The 16,892-nt window shown below is 36.8% G+C and carries 11 protein-coding genes; 6 read left to right on the top strand and 5 right to left on the bottom strand.

The features are described from left to right. Positions 1-136: 136 nt before the first annotated feature. From HUS26_RS02140 to HUS26_RS02130, 3 genes are read left to right on the top strand one after another with little or no spacing between them, the layout of a single operon-like run. Positions 137-1,588, top strand: a complete 1,452-nt coding sequence (locus HUS26_RS02140; RefSeq protein ID WP_173915595.1) for an O-antigen ligase — start codon at positions 137-139, stop codon at positions 1,586-1,588. Further along, complete coding sequence (murJ, locus tag HUS26_RS02135; protein WP_173915594.1) at positions 1,575-3,092, top strand: murein biosynthesis integral membrane protein MurJ; 1,518 nt, start codon at positions 1,575-1,577, stop codon at positions 3,090-3,092. Before HUS26_RS02140 ends, murJ begins: the two co-directional genes overlap by 14 nt. Beyond that, positions 3,089-4,267: a glycosyltransferase family 4 protein gene (locus tag HUS26_RS02130; protein ID WP_173915593.1), complete on the top strand. Its 1,179-nt coding sequence runs from the start codon at positions 3,089-3,091 to the stop codon at positions 4,265-4,267. The genes murJ and HUS26_RS02130 overlap by 4 nt, the downstream gene beginning before the upstream one ends. Positions 4,268-4,285: 18 nt before the next feature. On the opposite strand, the gene tagH is transcribed toward HUS26_RS02130, so the two are convergent. The 4 genes from tagH to HUS26_RS02110 form a co-directional block, all read right to left on the bottom strand. Continuing rightward, the gene (gene tagH / locus HUS26_RS02125; RefSeq protein ID WP_173915592.1) at positions 4,286-5,092 is read right to left on the bottom strand and encodes a teichoic acids export ABC transporter ATP-binding subunit TagH; all 807 of its coding nucleotides are present in this window, start codon (positions 5,090-5,092) and stop codon (positions 4,286-4,288) included. Between the two features lie 17 nt (positions 5,093-5,109). Further along, positions 5,110-5,925 (bottom strand): ABC transporter permease, encoded by an 816-nt coding sequence (locus HUS26_RS02120; protein WP_173915591.1) that lies wholly within the window; start codon positions 5,923-5,925, stop codon positions 5,110-5,112. A gap of 80 nt (positions 5,926-6,005) precedes the next feature. Next, positions 6,006-8,051 (bottom strand): CDP-glycerol glycerophosphotransferase family protein, encoded by a 2,046-nt coding sequence (locus tag HUS26_RS02115; RefSeq protein ID WP_173915590.1) that lies wholly within the window; start codon positions 8,049-8,051, stop codon positions 6,006-6,008. A 35-nt stretch (positions 8,052-8,086) separates the two neighbouring features. After that, the gene (locus tag HUS26_RS02110; RefSeq protein ID WP_173915589.1) at positions 8,087-10,939 is read right to left on the bottom strand and encodes a CDP-glycerol glycerophosphotransferase family protein; all 2,853 of its coding nucleotides are present in this window, start codon (positions 10,937-10,939) and stop codon (positions 8,087-8,089) included. 395 nt (positions 10,940-11,334) lie between these two features. Here HUS26_RS02110 and HUS26_RS02105 point away from each other — a divergent pair, with 395 nt between their 5' ends. The 3 genes from HUS26_RS02105 to HUS26_RS02095 all read left to right on the top strand — a co-directional run bounded on the left by HUS26_RS02105 (position 11,335) and on the right by HUS26_RS02095 (position 15,720). After that, positions 11,335-13,905 carry an SH3 domain-containing protein gene (locus HUS26_RS02105; RefSeq protein WP_173915588.1) on the top strand — a complete coding sequence of 857 codons (2,571 nt, stop codon included), beginning with the start codon at positions 11,335-11,337 and terminating at the stop codon, positions 13,903-13,905. Positions 13,906-14,144: 239 nt separating this feature from the next. Then, positions 14,145-14,543 carry a glycerol-3-phosphate cytidylyltransferase gene (gene tagD / locus HUS26_RS02100; protein ID WP_173915587.1) on the top strand — a complete coding sequence of 133 codons (399 nt, stop codon included), beginning with the start codon at positions 14,145-14,147 and terminating at the stop codon, positions 14,541-14,543. Further along, on the top strand, positions 14,536-15,720 hold the full coding sequence (locus HUS26_RS02095; RefSeq protein ID WP_371809528.1) for a CDP-glycerol glycerophosphotransferase family protein: 1,185 nt from the start codon (positions 14,536-14,538) through the stop codon (positions 15,718-15,720). Before tagD ends, HUS26_RS02095 begins: the two co-directional genes overlap by 8 nt. Before the next feature lie 33 nt (positions 15,721-15,753). Here HUS26_RS02095 and HUS26_RS02090 read toward each other — a convergent pair whose 3' ends face one another. Continuing rightward, complete coding sequence (locus HUS26_RS02090; protein WP_173915585.1) at positions 15,754-16,788, bottom strand: acyltransferase family protein; 1,035 nt, start codon at positions 16,786-16,788, stop codon at positions 15,754-15,756. Positions 16,789-16,892: the final 104 nt, after the last annotated feature.

Raw genomic sequence — 16,892 nt, 5'->3', positions numbered from 1 at the left:
CTTCCTGCTTCTTAACAATGTTTAAGATTACATTTACAAAATCCTTACAATTTAAGGATAGTTAGATAATAGGCAATAGGTTTATTATAAAGGGAAGGCACACAAAAACAATCAGAAAATATACTGAGGTGTTTAAATGTATCGTTTCACTGGATGGGTGTTTATTTTACATATCATTCTTATCATTCGCGGCCTAATTATACCTCACCCGCTTATGGGGTATTTTGTGAGTCTTGTGATTGTATTATCATCCCTAGTCTATTTAAAAAATGGACTGTTTCTATTATTTGCCTTCTTCCCGCTGCGTCCTTTTTTGGTCGAGATTAATGAAGGACTGACTTATTTGGGCGACGCCCTTATTTTATTTATTCTTGGAGCTGTGTTCATTAATAAAAGACCATGGAAGAACCTGTTTAAAAACTACAGCTGGCTTGCTGCGGTCGGTGTCTTTCTCTTGATCGGCCTTATTTCAGGACTTCTATCAGGAATTTCGCTGACCGCCGGGATTTTTCAAATACGTGCTTTAATAATTACTGTGCTCGTTTTAATTTTGGCGAAAGAAATTACGTGGAGGAAAGGGGATCTTCAGAAGATCATCTGGATTTCATTAGGAACAGCGGTCCTCCTTTCCCTGCACGGCATCGTAGAGAAGCTGACCCTAAGACAGTGGCTTCTGCCCGAAGCCTGGACGGAATGGAATTTAGCTTCAGCTAATGCGATGCGGATCTATGGTCTAATCGGGAACCCAAATGTGCTGGCGACTTATTTGCTCATCGTCTTTTTTCTAACCTTTTTACTCAAAAAGAAGACCTGGTGGCTAATCCCTGTACGATTGCTGATCGTCGGTACAACACTGCTTACTTTTTCAAGAGGGACGCTTTTAGCATTTGCCGGGGGAACGGCTATCTTCTTGCTCATCTATAGATACTGGAAGAAAATTATTCCGTTAACCTTATATGGTGTTGCTGCTTTTGTGCTTATTTACTATCCTGTCGTATCAGCAACCGAGCTCATTGAGGAAAATGGATACTTCCACGAAACAGCTCAATCTGATCAGTCAGAATCCAATTCAGCGGCGAAAAAGCCAGTGACTGTTAAGGAAAACAACGTATTTATCGAGCGTTTCAAAGAAATGTTTGCCAGTGAAACGGTGCAGGCAAGTGCCGAGTGGGGACGGATTTATGTCGTCTTAAAAGGAGTGGAGATCTTTTTGGATCATCCGCTTATCGGAAGTGGTTTTGCCACCTACGGAGACGCAGCTACCCAAAGCTTTTCTTCTCCGATTTATGAGGAGTATGGAATACTCGATGGTCTGTATGCTGATAACCAGTACATCGCACTGCTGACTGAAACCGGCATAATAGGCACGCTGATCATTCTCACTCTCTTTGGATGGTTGATTTATAAGCTGTGGAATATTCAACACAGGCTTTGGAGAACGATAAGCTTAAGTGCTGTCTTCGTATTCATGATTTCCGGCTTATTTTATAACATCCTTGAAGATAAGACATTTACACTTTACTTCTATTTCATAATAGGTTACGTATTAAACAAACGAAATATGGAGACTGATTATGAAATGGATTAAACTATTTGGAATGGTTACCATTCTATCTGCTTTTGGAAAAATATTAGGCTTTTTCCGTGAAGCTCTTATCGCTTCCTTGTTTGGTGCCAGTCAGACAGCGGATATATTCTTTGTCGCTTATCTAATTCCGACCATTCTGTTCACAGCACTTGGGACAGGAATTCAAGCCGGAATCATACCGCTTTATATCAGTGAAAAAGAACGGTCACCTGAACAGGCCTCACTGCTGATACGAAGACTCGGAACCTTTTTTATCTTCGTTTCTTTAGGGTTAACCATTATTGCCATGGCTCTTATTCAGCCTCTAGTCTTTTTGTTTGCACCAGGGTTTGGGAGCAATGAGCAGAATTTAGCTGTGATCCTGACTCTGATTATGCTGCCTTCCCTTTTATTTATGACAGCACAGTCTCTTGCCCAGGGGCTTCTGCATGCGAATGGAAAATTCGGGCCTTCCGCCTGGGCACCAACTGTGAACAATTTAGGAATCATTGTCTCTATGTTTGCTCTATACGAATGGCTGGGTATCTATGGACTGGCTTGGGGCGTATTGATCGGAAGCATTTTGCAGATTGCTATTCAGTGGCCATGGATACGGCCCCAGCATAGAGGACCGGTTCTATTGCTTCCCTGGAAGGAATGGGGTGCTATTAAGCAAGTCATTCAGCCATTTTGGCCGATAATTCTCGCTTCACTGTTCGTGCAGTTAAATGGAGTAATCGACCGAATCGTGACCTCTTTTCTGGAAGAAGGAAGTGTGTCAGCCCTTAATTATGGAAACCGGCTTTTATGGCTCCCGCTGAGTATTCTGCTTATGCCGATATCGACGATTCTATATCCTCAGCTGGCCAAACTGGCAGCGAGAAATAAAGAAGAGTATTTCCATCTGGTCTACCGAGGGATTACAGTAATTGCTTTATTTTCAATTCCCGTAATGGCAGTGATGGCATCTGAAGCGGAGACATTGGTATCCTTCGCTTTTGAGCGGGGGGCTTTTGATACGAAGGCTGTCTCTTTAACATCGATCGCATTTTTATTTTTCGCGGTCGCCCTGCCGTTCTTTGCCATAAGAGATTACTTAATCAACAGCGCGTATGCGGTCAAAGCCAATCAAACCGCACTAAGATCCTGTATTTATGGGGTGGGAATTAATATTGTAATCAGCGCGAGCTTAGCTCCTATTTTTGGAGTGGGAGGAGTCGCTTTTGCAACAAGTCTGTCCATGCTGTTTCAATCGGTTTATTTATATTACACATTAAAACAAAAAGCACGATTTAAAAAGACAACTTTTCAAAGAGACTGGCTAAAACTTAGTCTCGTGTTGATTTTAACGATGTGCGGTTCTTTCCTGCTGTCTTACAGCTTCCATTTCGATAACCCATGGCTTCAACTGATTATATGTACATTAATAATTTTTGTTTTTTACCTGTTTTTATTGAAAATATTTAACCTGACCTTTCTAAAAGAAGAACTCGCTCACTTACTTAAAAGGAGGGAAACATCGTGAAAGTCTTAATTACCACCATTTTCGACTATCCTCATGAAGGCGGCTTGTCCACTCATGTAACGACATTAAAAAAAGGCCTTGAGACCAGCGGCCATACAGTAGATGTGCTGTCAATTTCTAATATATCCACCTGGAAAAAGAAACTGCTGGCACAAGGTCCTGGTTTTTTAATGAATAAGCTTAAGAAAGGCAAGGGACAGCTGACCAATGATAAACAGCGTATGAAATTACTTGCTGAGCTGATCAAAGACCATGAACACCACTATGACATCATTAACTCTCAGGATATTTTTGCTACCTTAGCCTCTTTGGAAACGAACCTTCCAGTAGTCGCTACGATTCATGGTTATTATGCTTATGAAGCGATTAGCCGAGGCGCCATCGAAACAGACAGCTCGGAAGCGAAAGAAATTAAGGACCTTGAACGTAAAGCCTACACAAAAGCGGTCGCTAACATTACAGTCGATCAGCGCATTAAAGATTATGTGTATGAAACCGCACAGGCGGAAGCAACCGTTGTCCGAAACTTTATAGACCCTGAACCTTTCTTGAAACCCGGAAAAGAGATAAGATCCAAGTTCGGCTTTCCTGAAAATGCCCCTATGCTGTTTGTCCCGCGGCGGCTTACAGAAAAGAACGGCGTCATTTATCCACTGATTGCATTAAAGCAAATAGCGGAAAAACATCCGGACGTTATATTAGTGTACGCCGGAACAGGAGAGCAGCTTCCAGCAATTAAGAAAAAGACTTCTGAATTCAACCTTGAGGACCATGTTTATATGCTCGGCTCTGTCGCTCACTCCGAAATGGTGGAGCTTTATAAGACATCGCAGATTGCTCTAATCCCTAGTGTCCACTCTCACGGAGTGGAAGAAGCCACTTCTATTTCTGCCTTAGAAGCCATGGGTTCAGGCACACCTGTGATCGCCGGGGCGGTTGGAGGACTGAAGGAATTAATCGACCATAGAACGAACGGTCTTTTGTTCGCTGACCGTGATGAAAAAGAATTAACCCACCATATTCTATATCTACTGGATAACCCGCTGCAGGCTCAGGACATGGCAAATAAAGCCCAGCAGAAAATCCAGCAGATTCACTCCCATTCGGCCGCATCGGAGAAATTCCTGGACATTTATGCAAAAGCCATTCAAAAAGAAAGCACCCCCTCTTTTTAAAGAGGAGGTGCTTCTGCATTAAGATGTTGCCTTGATCCCGCTTTGCTTACGGGTAACTTCTTTTTTATATTTTTTCTTTTCCTGTTTAGACATTTTCTTATACTTTTCCAAGAATTCTTCATAATGGCCGAGAACTTCTTTCGCAGGGCCGTACTCTTTTACTTCCCCATATTCCAGCCAAAGAACTTTTTCACAGAACTTCTTCATCTGCCCAATGGAGTGGCTGACAAAGAACATCGTTTTTCCACTCTTCTTAAACTCATACATCTTATTTAAGCTTTTTTCAGCAAATGCTTTGTCTCCGACAGAGAGCGCCTCATCAATAATGAGCACATCCGGGTCTACATTGACTGAAATCGCAAAGCCTAAACGAGATTTCATACCGCTGGAATAAGACTTCACAGGCTGATCAATAAACTTTTCTATTTCAGCAAATTCAATAATTTCATCTTCCAGGCTTTTAATTTCAGACTTGCTGAAACCAAGCATAAGGAGCTTCAGTTCAATATTCTCTCTGCCTGTCAGCTTATTATCCAAACCTGAGTTAACCGCAATTAGGGCTGCCTGTCCTTTTACATCAACAGACCCGGTCGTTTGGGGAACGATCCCAGCAATAATATTAGATAAAGTCGATTTACCGGAACCATTGACCCCGACAAAGCCGACGATGTCTCCTTCATCCACTTCGAAGCTGACGTTTTGAAGTGCGTAAAAATCTTCTCCGTAAGATTTACGTGGCACGATCAGGTCCAGCATACGTTCCCGCGGATTTGAGAAAAGCTTATATTTTTTGGATACATCTTTTACGATGACTGATTTAGCCATATTATCACTTCCGTTTTTTATAGAAAATCAATAAAGTGCCTTCTAAACTTCACATGCAGCGCCGAACCAATCAGGAACAGGACAGCAATTAGAGAGACAAAATACAGCGTGTACTGCCACTCCTCAATAAAATACCATCCCTGGCCAAGCAGTGATGTACGATAAGCTTCTACCACATAGTAGAATGGGTTGATCTGCATAATAATCTTCAACCAATTCAGATCTTCACCGAATTTACTGATATCCCACAAAATCGGTGACAGATATAAAAGCATTCTGAGTGTGGACTGTAAAAGCATCTGAACATCTCTTACGATTGTAGCTAATGTTGAAGTAATTAAAGAAATCGCATATAGCAGCACCAATACTCCAATCATATATAAAGGCAGCTGAATATAATAAATACTTACCGTAAAACCAAGCAAGTTGAGAATAATAATAACAACAGCCAGCAGCATTAAGTGCGGATAAAACTTAGAAAAAATAACATAGCTTGGGATCACACTCATCGGAAAATTCATCTTAGACAGCATTTTAATTTTGGTATAAATCGACTTCGAAGCCTGGATCAGGCCTTGGTGAATCATAAACCAGACTACGATACCAGAAAGCATCCAAGGGAAGAAGTCCATTCCTCCCTCACCTACTCTATTTCGTATACCAAAACCAAACACAAACCAGAAAATGGCAATTTGAATTCCCGGATTGAGCAGCTCCCATAGCATCCCTAAATAATTATTATTGTTCGAGCTTTTCAACTCGTATAAAGATAACCGTCTTACTAAATAGAAATATTTTATCTGTTCTTTTAACACGGTTAAAGCAGACTTCATATATGGTACCTTCCTTAATCCTTTGATCATAACACCCGTCAAATTATACTAAGGATTCTTTAGAAAAACAACAAGCAGTCTTATTGAAAGACGGTTTCAACTACTCGCTTAGAAGATTCACCTTTTTCCCAGGCGCAAAATCTTTCATAAAACGCTTCGAAAGAATCATCGAGCTGGTAGTTATTTCGTTCGAATTCTTTTATAGAAGCAATGACTTCTTCAGTAGTCTTAGTCAATGGACCTGGTGCTTCCTTCTCAAGATCTAGGTAAAACCCGCGTAGACTGTCACGATATTCATCAATATCATATACGTAGAATATAATCGGCCTTCTTAAGTTCGCATAATCAAAGAAAACGGAAGAATAATCAGTAATTAAAATATCAGATATTAGATACAAGTCTCTAATATCTTCGTGTTTAGAAAAGTCATAAGCAAACCCTTCGAATGGGCCAAGATCAAAGTTCTCGGCAATTAGATAGTGCATACGCAGAACAACTACATATTCATCGCCAAGTTCATCCTTCATTTTTTGAAGATCTAAACTCAAATCAAACTTGTATTTCCCTCTTTGATAAAACTGATTGTCTCGCCACGTAGGTGCATAAAGCACAACCTTTTTATCTTCAGGCAGATTCAATTTGGTTTTTAATGCGCGAATCGTCTGCGGGTTATTTTGATTATATAAATAATCATTTCTTGGATATCCCGATTCAATCATATTTTTACCGAATAAGAAAGCACTCTTGAATATTTCGCTGGAGTACTCATTAGGAGCTACAAGGTAATCCCACTTATTTGCTTCCTTAATAAAGTTGCTCTTATATTTCAAAGTGTTCGTGCCGGGCATATGAACTTCATCCATATCAGCGGCCAAGCGTTTTAAAGGAGTACCATGCCATGTTTGGACATACTCAGTACCCTTTGGTTTAGGAAGCCAGTTAGGAAGACGTGTGTTCGTAACCCAATACCCCGCTCTTGTCATAACGAGCAGCCACTTTAAAGAGAAACGTCTTACAACAGGAAGATCTTTTTCCATAAAGTCCGGATAGTGGCGTCGGTCTGCACTCCATATCAACTCATAAGATGGATAATTCTCTTTCATATACTCATAAATCGCTCTTGGGCTGTCGCTATACTGTTTGCCATGAAAGCTTTCAAAAACCACTAAATTTTGATTGCTTGGCAGAAAGCTGAATAAACGGAAAACTTTCTTATAAACGTCTAAGGCCTTCTTGCCCCTTCTAACTTTAACAATTTTTCTTTCAGCTTTTCTAAGTGACTCCTTAATAAAGTTGTCTTCAACGATTTGAACACTGAGATACTTCATCACTTTAGTCTTAGAAACCTTAAATTTCACATCAATGTCTTCTATATTAGTAAGAAACGACTTATCTAAGTCATTTTTACCGTAGAACTTTAAGCGGGGACTCTCTCGCCACATCGTTTGATTTCCATCAGAGGTCTCTAACTCAATAGAAAACTTCAAATAATTTGGAAGTTCACCTGTGTAGAAATTAACGAGATCAGCTTCCGCCTCAAATTCATCGAATGAAGAGTTCTTTTGGGCTGTTATATTTAACGGGATTCTTGTTTCAACGTTTAAAGAATCACTAATCAACAAATTAGCTTCCCTTACGTTATCTAAATCCACTTTTTCTACTTTACCCAATAATGAAAGCTTTCCTTCTTCACTGAGAGTTAAGCTATTGATGCCGCCAAAGAAGTCAATTTCACTGAATCTAAAGGAAACATTTCCTTTCTTTGTTAAATATGGGTGGAATGTTTTTCCTGATTCTTCTCCTTTAACTCTGACATATTCAATAGCATGATTATTGGAATTTAGTCGGTGGTTTCCTTCTCCATTTTGCAAATAAAGATCCCAGAACTCTCCATTCAGCAATTTTTCATTCCACTTTTGGTACTCTAAAATTCCATATATTAGCCTTACATTATCGTTAACATCTTTTTCAAACAAAGGCAGATTAATCTCTTCATAAGATTGGCGATTAATTAAGATTAATCGATTAATCCTATCGTCTTCCTTTGAAACGGGAATATATATGGATATTTTTTCATCCTTGTGCAGCTTTACATCTGCTACGAATGGCTTCAACCTATTTTTCATATAAAATAAAACCCTTTCTGATGATATTTTTCTAATTAAAATTGTTTAATTTCATTGTACACTCTTTCACAATTGTTTGAATCAATATTATTAAAAATTAAGTCTTTCTTTCTAGTGAATATTTCTCTCTCTTTAAACCCATTCTCAATATAACTTTGAACCTTCTGAATTAAAGAGTCTTCAGTAAAGCAGATATCTCCTAAAAAAGTTTCTTCCACGGGCCTTAGTATACCGTTTCTAAAAAAAGATTCCCTATCAAAATGATAAAAAACAACTGGTTTTTCCATATAATGATAATCAAATGATACAGAAGAATAATCGGTTATCATAAAATTACTTTCCAATAAAAGGTCTTGAACAGACTTTTCACCAAGTTTAATAACCTTAATATTTTCCCGTGTAATGTCAAAATGGTCAATAAAGGGCTGCATTCGATAATGAGGATAGCAATTAAGTTCTACATTATACTCATCTAATAATTTATGCAGATTGGGATTTTTTAAAAAACTCTTATATCTGCCAAAATAATCAGATTCTAAGAATTGCTCTTCATTTAAAAGCCAATCTCTCCAGGTTGGTATAAATAATATGGAATAGTTATTATTCTTCTGTTTGAGCAGGTTGTCAAAGCGAGTCAGTCCTGTTACTTTTACATCTTCTTTATCATACCCCAATTTTTTAATGACTAAATTCTTTTCTGATAGTGAGCTTACACAAAATAAATCAAATGGATATTTATAATAATCTTTATGGTACTCTACATTTTTCCTTCCTAAAACACCATGTTGAAGAAAAACCCTTTTCCCATTCTTAAATGACTCAAATTCTACTGCTTTTGCCGGGAGAAAGTATTCTAAGTCATGCGAGCCTATGAATGCAGTAGCTGTAGCCGAAATCTTATAATGTTCTAAAGTTCCTATATGAAGTACGTTTCCTAAGTACTCAATATTTTCTAAATCACCTGACTGAGAGTCAATCGCATAATAAACTTTCATGTCTGGGAAATTCTCCCGGCAATATTTAAAAAAGTGATACCCCGTATCCTGAGCTGTATCTGGACGTTCCCCAATCAGCCAGATATCTTCATGCCCGCTACGGTTTTCCTCCCAATAGCTTTTAGTTAAATACGGTATGGCTTCTAAAGGAATCCGATTTATTTCAATTTTTATGTTGCCACTTGGAGTATAAGTTAAATACAGAATCTCATTAAAAGATGTTTTTGTTAATACTGTACGGTCTATAATATCATCTTTAAAATAATTAAACTCTTTTTGCCCTACTCTCCTCTCCTTAATATTCCCTTTGTATCGGAACCGTACATAAAGATCAAATATCTTTTTCTCCTCATTAGAAAGATCCAAAAATTCGTTCACATTAAGTTCACAGCTAAAACCACTATAAGTGTACCGATAACCGTGGCTTTCAAGATTGTTTTGAATCCCTTCTAATGGAGTAACATACTCTCTTTCTGACTCTCTTTCCCGAATAACTAAATACCTTAACACACCTTCTTTTTCAACCCACTCTACTGTGTCCAAGTAAGCATACCCTTCTATTTTCAAGCTTTCATGAGATAACTGAATGTTCGTGACATTCCGTTCGATGCTCAAATCTTTAAAAGCAATGGACAACTGTTGATTAATGGTAGAGTAAAAATAAATTTGAAAAATCTTATCATCTTCTATTGTAATTCTTGATTGATAGGCTAACTCATCATTTTCTAGTTGGAAGCGTATCTTTTGTTTATCGTTTTCTAAAGGGATCCGTAAAAAAACATCTCCCCTGTAAATTTCTTTATGTTCAGAAGGAATTAAATCTTTATAATTCAATTCAAACTCAAATTTATAGACGTCTTCATTCCCACTTTTTGGTTCTAGTTTTAGTGGCACAACAAACTCTTCATAAATGTTCCTCCTTAAAATTAAAACTTCGACATCTCCCGTTTTCGCTCCAATAATACTGCTTTTTAACACACCCCAGCATTTAACTTTCCAATCATTGAAAACTTTTGCTTCTACACTTTTCATCTTAATTGTGGCCGATTGAATTTTAGAAGAAAGTTTTCCATTTCTAGTTATATAGAATTTATTCCATCTGGATTCTCTTCTGGATGGAAATATACTGCCTTTGGTGTTGTTAATTAATTGATCATTTTCTATCTGAATTCTATACTTTTTATTTTCTGTCTTTAAATAATAGTCCCATATTCCTTTAGAAGGCTCCCAATTAGAAAAGTCTATATGACCTTCCCATTTATTATGTTTTATTACTAGGGGCAGTTGATAACTTAATTTAGATCCTCTTCTTTTCACAATAAACTCTAAATTATCTTTCAGATGTTTCTCTGCAAAAACCTTTCCCTTTATGGTAACTTTTCCATTAACTTTATCGAGGCTTTCTACTACATGGGGTAATGTATTAGAGGAGTTATGTTCACACATGTCTATTACCTTCACACTAAAATTGTTCTTTATAGTGGTATAAGGCACTACCAGGAAATCACTGATTTCTTTAGCATGAGACCAGCCTTTAATTTGGTTATGTAACGCCTGATCCAGGCTTAAACGAATTTTTTCTTGCTCAACAACTAAATAAAAAGCATACTTACCGCTATGTAACAAACTGTCCTTTAAATTAACAACTGCTTCAGACTCCGAATCAATATTAATTTTTTGGACAGTTTCTTCATTATTCATATTAGTGATTATTAATTCTTTTTTTACATTGATTTTATTAGGTAGATTTGCAAGCTGGATATGCAGCTCTCCCTTTTCATATAAGATAATATTCTCTATGTTGACGTTCTCCAGGTTAAGGGAAGTACCCTCAACATTTTCTTTCCACCAAAATATATTAAAAAAAGCCAGCGCGCTTTTTAGAAGTTCCATAAAATCGTACTCCCCTTCAAAACTTTATAAAAAAATTCTCACATCACAACGGTTATTTTAAACATATAATTGAACTCCATCAACTTATTATATCTAGAAATATCTCCCCTTCTTTTTAGAGCAGCAGCAAAAATTTGATTACATTTTTGGTCAAATTCTATCATTTTTCGACATATTTCATTCATTTTCCTGTAACATGATGATATACTATGTCCATAATAATGAACAACATGAAATTTATAGAAGTAAATTAATAGATTTGTACGAAAGTCTACAACCTACCTAGTTCCTGTTTTATTACATTTTAAAATTCCTTTTGAGAGGGTGAGGCTTATGACCAAACTTCTTAAAATGTAAAGGTTGAAACAATTAGAAACTAGGAGGTAGAAATGTAGATGCGTTTTGGGTTTTTTAAATTATTGTCAGCTCTTTTGTTTTTGTTACTGCTAATTGCTTATTTTCCTGCATCGGGCACTGTAACAGCCGAAGAAGAATTTAGAGGGGTTGCTCTTAAGAACCCTACTAAGGTTTATAGCACAGAAAGCAGAAATTCAAATGTGCTGAAACAATATAATGAGGGGTCGATCCTTCAATACAGAGAACACAGCAGCAGCTGGTATATTGCCACTATATATTTAAACTACAAAGCTTACACAGGTTACATACATAAAGATGATGTAGAAAATTCAGTGAGCACGCAACACGATTTAGAAGGACGAGCAATTAATAATCTAGTTAGTGTGTACGAGGAAGCAAATATAGGGGCACAACCTTTAAAATCATACGGGCAGGGTTCTATACTAAGATATAAAACTTTTTCTAATGATTGGTATGAAGCCACCGTGTACTTAGACCACAAACCCTATACAGGTTATATACATAAAAGTCATGTAGAGACTTCCGTGCAGCCTCAACAAGATTTAACAGGAATTGCTCTTCAGAATACTACGAATGTGTATTCTAAAGCAGCAACAGGATCAAAGATCTTAAAATCTTATTCGAATGGAACTATTCTGCAATATAAGTCCTTCTTAAATGACTGGTATGAAGCTACTGTTTATTTGAATCATGAACCTCATACGGGGTACATTCACAAAAGCCACGTAGAGACAGGAGAAGTAGATGGGGCAAAAGATTCGGGTATTGCGTTATTAAAACCAACTAATATCTATTCAAATGCCCGCACAAATTCACAAGTTATAAAATCTTTTTCTCCAGGTACCACCTTATCTTATAAAGATTATTCGAGTAATTGGTATATCGTTGAAAAAGGGGTGAACGGTGTAGAGGAAACAGGATACCTTCACAAAAGTCATGTGGAGAAGCCTTCTTCAACAAATAATGCCCGCAGAGGGATTGGATTGCAGTCCCCAACACATGTTTTCAACGCTGCTTCAACAAATTCCAAGCCACTGAAGTCATACGAACAAGGAAGCATCCTTCAATACAAAGACTTCTCGGCCAATTGGTATGAAGCTACAGTGTATTTGAACCATGAACCCTATACAGGTTATATTGCCAAGTCACACGTCGAGAATCTATCGAGTGATCAACAAATAGTCAGTGGACTAGCAGCTGTTGATCAAACAATTATGTATGAAAAAGCATCAAAGCGGTCAGGGATCATTCATGTCTACAATAAAAATGATATCCTAGACCTTAAAACATTTAGTGCAGATTGGTACGAAGCGAAAGCGTATATAAATGGAGAAAGTAATACTGGATATATTCACAAAGACCAAGTTAATACAGAAAAATTAATCTATGAAACTACTAACTACGATATTCACTTTGATGATGTGCTAGAAATTCAAATGACTAGAACTCCAAAAGCAGACGGTGCTGGAAAAGTGAGTGCTACTGAAGAAGAGGTATCTTATTACTTAAATCCTGATAATTTTGATAAAAACTCCAGCAGTTTTTACCAGTTTTTAAAATTATCACAGCCTGCAGGCCTGAATGCTGAAGAAGCCAACCGTAAAGTTCTTTATAATGCTGAAATATTGGAAGGAAAAGCTTCAGCTTTTATTGAAGCTGGTAAAATACACAGCATTAATGAAGCTTACCTGATCTCCCATGCTATTCATGAAACTGGATATGGCACATCCACCTTGGCTAGAGGTGTTCCTGTTGATAACAATGGTAATGTGGTTTCAGAAAGTAATAAAGTTCATACTGTTTACAACGTTTATGGAATAGGAGCAGTAGACGATTCACCGGTATCAGGGGGAGCTAAGAGAGCTTTTAACGAAGGATGGTTCACTCCTGAAGAGGCTATAATTGGAGGAGCGAGATTTGTTTCTGTTAATTATGTCCATAGCGGTCAGGATACTTTATATAAAATGCGCTGGAACCCTGACAACCCTGGTTATCACCAATATGCAACTCATGTAGCATGGGCTGATTTACAAACAAGAACAATATCTAACATTTATGATGCTCTTAACAATTATGTTTTAGTATATGATGTTCCAGCTTATATCGGTCAGCCTTCTTCTTCGCCTAAACCAGATCCTGATGACTCAGCAGGCACTTATATTGAGTACCCTGCTAATGTAAAAGGAGAAGTTGCAGTACAGACTGGTTCAAATCTGAACTTAAGAAGCGGCCCATCAATAAATGATTCAATTCAAGCTTCTATACCAGGCGGAAGTAAGATTGATGTGCTTGGTACTAATGGATCTTGGTATGAAGTCTCTTTTGATGGTACTAAAGGATGGGTTAGCGGAGAGTTTGTTAAATTGCTAAATCTATTAGAGGTTAAAGCAAGCAACTTAAACGTTAGAACCGGCCCTTCTACTTCCTATCAGCCGGTTGGATCACTGCAAACCGGAGATTTTGTTGCAGGCGTCTTAGACAATAGTGATAAAATCATAACAAGTAATGAATGGTATCAAATTAACTTTAATGATTATACAGCTTGGGCAAGCAGTGGCACCGACCATAGTTTCATTGTAAGAAGATAACAAAAAACAGCAGTTCTCCTTGAGAGAACTGCTGTTTTTATATAATTTGGTAATAACTTCAAAACTATAGAATTCAGTTGTTTTAATTTGTAACATCTTGTAGTATTAGACTAAGCACGCACATTTCTATTATATTCTATAATTTTTATTAAACTGTAAATATAATGTTTTAGTTTTGTAAAATAAAAGGTATATACTCTATAATGGTATGTTTATCAACCAAGGAGGAGAAAACAAAAATGAAAAAAGTAATCACATATGGAACCTTTGATTTACTTCACTGGGGACATATTAATTTATTAAAAAGAGCAAAAGATTTAGGAGATTATTTAATTGTTGCTATTTCATCTGATGAATTTAACGCCATTAAAAATAAAGAAGCTTACCACAGCTTTGAGAATCGTAAAATGATTCTAGAAGCCATTCGTTATGTAGATGAAGTGATTGCAGAAGAGAATTGGGAACAAAAAGTAGAAGATGTTCAAAAGCACGATGTGGACGTTTTCGTTATGGGTGACGATTGGAAAGGTAAATTCGATCACTTAAAAGATTATTGTGAAGTAGTCTATCTTCCACGTACTGTCGGGATTTCAACTAGTAAAATAAAAAACGATTTACTTGATGTGAACGATGGTTAGAGACTTTATGATAAGCAATTATCTGCTTATCATAAGAATTATTTTTAATATCGCTAAGTTAACTCCCCAACGGAAGAAAACGGTGTTTGTTTCTTCTTTTGGGGATAATATTTTGTTTACAGTTGAAGCTCTGAAGAAACAGTACAGTGGAGAAATCGTTATTTTAAAGGAAGATCGATGCAGTTTTGCCTTTCAAGAGGACGAACAGACGACTGTTTTGCCTTTCCAATTCAAACATCCTTTAAAGTTCGTTCAATCTATTTATCATTTAGCGACTTCTGAGAAAGTATTTGTAGATAATTATTTCGGTTTCTTAGCAGCTACTGAATTTCGGGATAATGTAGAGTGCATTCAGCTATGGCATGCCTCTGGTGCCGTTAAACGATTTGGACTGGCCGATCCATCTATTGAGGGCCGGACCCAAAAAGCGAATGAGAGATTTAGAAAAGTATATCAACGATTCGATCAAGTGATTGTAGGCTCTGATAAAATGGCCGACATCTTTAAGAAAAGCTTTGATCTTAAAGATCATAATATCTTAAAGACAGGTATTCCGCGTACTGATTTCTTTTTTGAGGATCACTCAGATATCGAGGAAAGTTTAAAACGAAAATATCCTCAAATTAATGGAAAGCAAGTCATTTTGTACGCTCCTACCTTCAGGGATCACCAATTAACTGACCCTGATATTCAGCTGGACCTTAAGCTTATGTATGAGTCTCTTCACGAAGACTGTGTACTTCTTTTAAGACTTCATCCTGCTGTAAATTCAAGTTTTCGTAATCCTTATCCTGAGTTTATTGTTGATGTATCAAGCGGAGATCATATTAATCATCTATTATTAATAACCGATATTCTCATCACTGATTATTCTTCTATACCGTACGAATTTTCACTACTCAATAAGCCAATGATCTTTTACTCTTTTGATCTTGAAGAGTATGCGAGAGTTCGTGGTTTTTGGGAAGACTATCATGCAATGACGCCAGGCCCTATTGCTTACACTACTGAAGAAATTGTTGAAATTCTTTGGGGAGAAAATTATAACTATGAAAGAATAAAACAATTTTCCAAGCAATGGAATGAGTATTCCGATGGCCGATCCAGCGAAAAATTAATTCAAGCAGTCTATGATAAGAAAGTCTTAAGGCAGCCTGAAGTCGCAGGTCAACTTTAAAAGCTCCATGTGCTTATGCACATGGAGCTTTTTTTAACTTGCAACAGATACTGCTTTTTTCTTTTTTTGATAACCTCTTCTCTTCGTATTTCCAACTACGAAAGATCCTAACGGAATGAGAGAAATTAATTTAATAATAAACATTGTTAGTAGTAAAGATATTAGGAATAAACCAATAACCCCCGTACTGTTGCTTCCAAAGAAATCTCCTACATATGGTGCAATAAGTCGCTGGACTTGCCAATGCACTAAATATATCCCTAACGAATAGTTACTGATTAAATTAATAATCGTGGAGTCCATAAAATAACGCTTTAAGCTAAGAATACTTAAGGTTATGAAGATCGTAAAGGCAAATAAGTCTATTCTGCGTGAATGAACGCCTGTTTCCCCACTCTGAAAATTTATATATATAATTGCTATTGAAAGAAATACACATAAGATTGGCAGCCATATATTTTTAGTAAGAAAACTCAAAATTTCCTTATAATACTTTCCAATAATAAAGGCGGCCGTAAAATAACCGAACCAGGCAGTAAATAAAAGCTTGTGATGTTTTGTGTAGTCTTGTAAAAATTGAAAATTAGCATTGAACGCCATTAAGTGAATGCACATTATAAATAAACTGACAGGTAATAAAGTTTTCATAGAAATATTAAAGGTCACCACAATATAATGAAGAATATAAAACTGCAGTATAATTAGAATAAAATACCCTTCAAATTGCCCAAAAAGCATATTGTCTACTACCTTATCTGATAAAATGATATTGGGGTCCATATATTTCTTTACTAATGCATCGATAATTGAAAAAGAGATAAAAGGCAATATAATAAATTTAAATCTTTTCTTAAAAAAACCTTCTGGTAATTTATCTGGATACCGATTTGCTAAAATGATTTCCGATAAAACAATAAAGGTAGGGGTAGCGTAACACAGTAATACTCTGGCTAATGCATATAAATCATAGTCCGGGAGGCCTAATTGTCTTCCAATGTGGGTTGTACTATGCAAGAAAACAATGGATAGACAAGCTAATACCCTTAAGTAATTCCACTCTTTAACCATACACATTTAACTCCTCTTCTTTTATTGAAAAAATCAACCTCCTAATAACATTCAATAATCTAACAAATTTCATCATTGTTTTCATTGTTATTTTTAGGCATACA

It is taken from the genome of Halobacillus sp. Marseille-Q1614 (assembly GCF_902809865.1).
In the GTDB taxonomy this organism is placed as follows: Bacteria; Bacillota; Bacilli; order Bacillales; family Halobacillaceae; genus Halobacillus_A.
The sequence above is the reverse complement of the archived record's forward strand: the minus strand, read 5'-3'. Positions and strand labels throughout refer to the sequence as shown.

What these genes read in the sequence shown, in the direction of transcription:
- HUS26_RS02110 (WP_173915589.1), bottom strand. Translation starts at nt 10,939, where the DNA reads ATGGAACTTCTAAAAAGCGCGCTGGCTTTTTTTAATATATTTTGGTGG.
- murJ (WP_173915594.1), top strand. Translation starts at nt 1,575, where the DNA reads ATGAAATGGATTAAACTATTTGGAATGGTTACCATTCTATCTGCTTTT.
- HUS26_RS02105 (WP_173915588.1), top strand. Translation starts at nt 11,335, where the DNA reads ATGCGTTTTGGGTTTTTTAAATTATTGTCAGCTCTTTTGTTTTTGTTA.
- tagD (WP_173915587.1), top strand. Translation starts at nt 14,145, where the DNA reads ATGAAAAAAGTAATCACATATGGAACCTTTGATTTACTTCACTGGGGA.
- HUS26_RS02115 (WP_173915590.1), bottom strand. Translation starts at nt 8,051, where the DNA reads ATGAAAAATAGGTTGAAGCCATTCGTAGCAGATGTAAAGCTGCACAAG.
- tagH (WP_173915592.1), bottom strand. Translation starts at nt 5,092, where the DNA reads ATGGCTAAATCAGTCATCGTAAAAGATGTATCCAAAAAATATAAGCTT.
- HUS26_RS02095 (WP_371809528.1), top strand. Translation starts at nt 14,536, where the DNA reads ATGGTTAGAGACTTTATGATAAGCAATTATCTGCTTATCATAAGAATT.
- HUS26_RS02090 (WP_173915585.1), bottom strand. Translation starts at nt 16,788, where the DNA reads ATGGTTAAAGAGTGGAATTACTTAAGGGTATTAGCTTGTCTATCCATT.
- HUS26_RS02120 (WP_173915591.1), bottom strand. Translation starts at nt 5,925, where the DNA reads ATGAAGTCTGCTTTAACCGTGTTAAAAGAACAGATAAAATATTTCTAT.
- HUS26_RS02140 (WP_173915595.1), top strand. Translation starts at nt 137, where the DNA reads ATGTATCGTTTCACTGGATGGGTGTTTATTTTACATATCATTCTTATC.